Source organism: Hymenobacter sp. AT01-02, assembly GCF_000961955.2.
Taxonomy (GTDB): Bacteria; Bacteroidota; Bacteroidia; order Cytophagales; family Hymenobacteraceae; genus Hymenobacter; species Hymenobacter mucosus.
In genome coordinates this window covers 1-2,767 of record NZ_JZIR02000196.1, presented here as the reverse complement: position 1 = coordinate 2,767, position 2,767 = coordinate 1, and the positions used below count along the sequence as shown (strand labels likewise).

The 2,767-nt window shown below is 54.1% G+C and carries 2 protein-coding genes; both read left to right on the top strand.

The window, feature by feature from the left end; translation table 11 throughout:
• Nucleotides 1-1,420, top strand: a 1,420-nt coding sequence (locus VI25_RS22300; RefSeq protein ID WP_055562924.1) for a sodium:solute symporter family transporter, incomplete at its 5' end; no start/stop codon positions are given.
• A gap of 91 nt (nucleotides 1,421-1,511) precedes the next feature.
• Complete coding sequence (locus tag VI25_RS22295) at nucleotides 1,512-2,738, top strand: glycosidase (RefSeq protein ID WP_045688600.1); 1,227 nt, start codon at nucleotides 1,512-1,514, stop codon at nucleotides 2,736-2,738.
• Nucleotides 2,739-2,767 lie beyond the last annotated feature (29 nt).

Sequence of the window (2,767 nt, the reverse complement as noted above, 5' to 3'; positions counted from 1 at the left end):
GCTTTTCTGGGCCTATGGTTTCGTGGGGCTGGGCAAGTTTATCGAGATTTTTGTTCCCTGGGAGTTGGTGCGCGACTACGTGCCGTTTGTGGTGGCACCGCAGTATGTGCCGCATGTCTACGGCATCGTGTTTACCCTGTTTGCAATGTTCTACTCCATTATTGGGGGAATGCACAGCATTGTACTAGGGGATATGATTAAGTACGCCATCATGACGGTGGCTTGCTTTTCTATTGCAATTATTGCCTATATCCAGCTGCAAGGCAAGCAGTTAGCAGTGCCAGAAGGATGGTTCAATCCTTTCTTCGGTTGGCGGCTAGGCCTTGACTGGTCGCGCCTGATTCCGGAGGTCAACAGCAAGATTGCCAGCGACGGCTACTCCCTGTTTGGCCTGTTCTTCATGATGATGGCCTTCAAGGGTATGTTTGCCTCACTGGCTGGCCCGGCGCCGAACTACGACATGCAGAAGATTCTCTCGACTCGCTCGCCGGAGGAAGCCAGCAAAATGAGCGGCTTCGTGTCCATTATTCTGCTCCCCATTCGCTACTCTCTCATTATTGGCCTCACGGTGCTGGGGTTGCTCTACTACCGCCAGATGAATCTGACGGACTCCACTGGCAGCATCGACTTCGAGCGAATTTTGCCAGCTGCTATCAATAATTTCCTGCCTACTGGCCTGTTAGGGCTGGTGCTCACGGGGTTGCTGGGTGCTTTCATGGGCACGTTCAGCGGCACTGTAAATGCTGCGCAGGCCTACATCGTAAACGATATTTACCTGAAGTACCTCAACCCTACCGCTACTACCCGTCAGATTATTTCCTTGAACTACGTGGTAGGCATACTGGTGGTGGTGGTGGGCGTGGTGTTGGGGTTCTTTGCCAAAGATGTGAACAGCGTGCTGCAATTCATCGTGTCAGCGCTGTATGGGGGGTATATTGCTTCTAACATGCTGAAATGGTATTGGTGGCGCTTCAATGCCACCGGCTTTTTCTGGGGGATGCTGATAGGCATTGTGGCGGCTATGCTGTTTGGATTTTTCATTCCTGCTGGCAACCTGCTTTACTTTTTTCCACTGCTGTTTGTCATCTCATTAGCCGGATCGGTGGTAGGCTCCTATGCCACGCCCCCCACCGATGCCGCGGTGCTTACCAACTTTTACCGCACGGTACGGCCTTGGGGCTTTTGGGGCCCTGTGCATGCACAGGTAGTAGCTGGGGACCCCTCGTTTCAGCCCAACCGCAACTTTCGGCTGAATATGTTCAATGTGGTGCTGGGCATCATTGCGCAGCTGTGCTTAACTATTCTTCCTATGTACCTGATTCTGATGCAGCAGCTACCGTTGCTTATCACAGTGGGTATACTGGCCGTGCTAGTCGTTATTCTGAAAAAAACCTGGTGGGACCAGCTCAGTGCCTACTAAGGCGCCACTGCCGCTTACCGCTTTGCTACGCCTCCGCAGCAGTCAACTGCTTAAATAGGAAACCGTCCCACTCATTTTCGGTGATAACGCTATGACTACTCTTTTTGACAACCGTTTTCGCGCGCTACACGCCCACCACGAATGCCTACTGTCGGCTGCTAACCTTCCGGAAGAGCTAGGCAACGGCGTTATCAAACGCTACCAGCACCCCGTACTAACAGCAGCCCACACGCCCCTTACCTGGCGTTACGACCTGAACCCCGATACCAACCCTTACTGCATGGAGCGTATCGGTATCAACGCGGCCTTCAACTCAGGCGCTATCAAGTGGAACGACAAGTATGTGTTAGTAGCGCGGGTAGAGGGTACAGACCGTAAATCGTTCTTCGCAGTGGCTGAAAGCCCCAATGGCGTCGATAATTTTCGGTTTTGGGAGTATCCCATTGTGCTTCCTGAAACCGACGAGCCGGAAACGAACATCTACGACATGCGCCTGACGAGGCACGCAGATGGCTGGATATACGGCCTATTCTGTACCGAGCGCCGCGACCCCACCGCCCCCACCGCCGACCAGTCGGCTGCCGTGGCGCGTTGCGGTATTGCCCGCACCAAAGACCTGGTAACGTGGGAGCGGCTAGGCGATTTGAAAACCAACTCGGCGCAGCAACGCAACGTGGTGCTACACCCCGAGTTTGTGGAAGGCAAATATGCCTTTTATACGCGCCCACAGGATAGCTTTATTGAGGCGGGTAGGGGTGGCGGCATTGGGTTTGCGCTTTCTGGCTCCATCGAGCAGGCTGAGGTGACGGAGGAAGTCATTATAGACCCAAAACGCTACCATACTGTGTATGAAGCCAAGAATGGCCTGGGGCCTGCCCCCATCAAAACCGAGCAGGGCTGGCTGCACCTCGCCCATGGCGTACGCAATACAGCCGCCGGTCTGCGCTACGTGCTCTACCTGTTCATGACCGATCTACACGACCTTACCCGGATTATTCATAAGCCCGCCGGCTACTTTATTGCGCCGGAAGGGGAGGAGCGCATCGGGGACGTCTCGAACGTGGTGTTCAGCAATGGTTGGATTGCGGATGCTAATGGTCAAGTGTTCATCTACTATGGCTCTTCCGATACTCGTATGCACGTGGCTACCTCTACCATCGATCAACTTGTAGACTACGTGACCAATACACCCGAAGACGGGCTACAGTCCCATTCTTCGGCACAGGCCATCTGCGAGTTGATCGGCCGTAACAAAGCTTTTCCTCGCGCCAGCCATCCTTTTTCCACTGCTACGCACTATAATGGGGTAGGGCAATAGGGACGCTAGTAGGGCAGCCCTACGCGCAC

Coding starts and splice junctions, on each gene's coding strand:
- VI25_RS22295 (WP_045688600.1), top strand. CDS start 1,512: ATGACTACTCTTTTTGACAACCGTTTTCGCGCGCTACACGCCCACCAC.